Below are 380 nucleotides of genomic sequence, written 5' to 3'. Positions count from 1 at the left end.
TACCCCAATTCGGGATAAAATAGCGATTAGTTGCATGTGAAGACAGATACGTGAATTCTCTTCCCATACCATCAGACATGGGCTATATATAAAGAATCGAAAGAGATTATTCTGTCCTTAGAACAATGTAAGTTGCTTCGTGTCTTCGATGCAGTATCCTTTCAATGCCTTTGGCTTGTTATCAAAGAAACAATATGCTCCCAAGGCAGAAATAAGGTTCATGATAAAGTTGCTTACAGATCTATGGCGTGAATGTACAATCTGTGCCGTATTCTTCAGCATGTCGTTAATGGTTTCGATAATGTATCTCTTGCGCAGCATCATTCTGTCATAGAACGGCATCAGCTTGTTTTTCATGTTTACGCGCAACCCTGTCACCA

General features: G+C 40.0%; 1 protein-coding gene. It reads right to left on the bottom strand.

Annotated elements, in window-relative coordinates:
* Positions 1 to 117 precede the first annotated feature (117 nt).
* The coding region (locus CIK96_RS08355; RefSeq protein ID WP_216820943.1) for a transposase at positions 118 to 380 on the bottom strand (263 nt) is incomplete at its 5' end.

It is taken from the genome of Prevotella sp. P4-98 (assembly GCF_002251405.1).
Taxonomy (GTDB): domain Bacteria; phylum Bacteroidota; class Bacteroidia; order Bacteroidales; family Bacteroidaceae; genus Prevotella.
The sequence above is the reverse complement of the archived record's forward strand: the minus strand, read 5'-3'. Positions and strand labels throughout refer to the sequence as shown.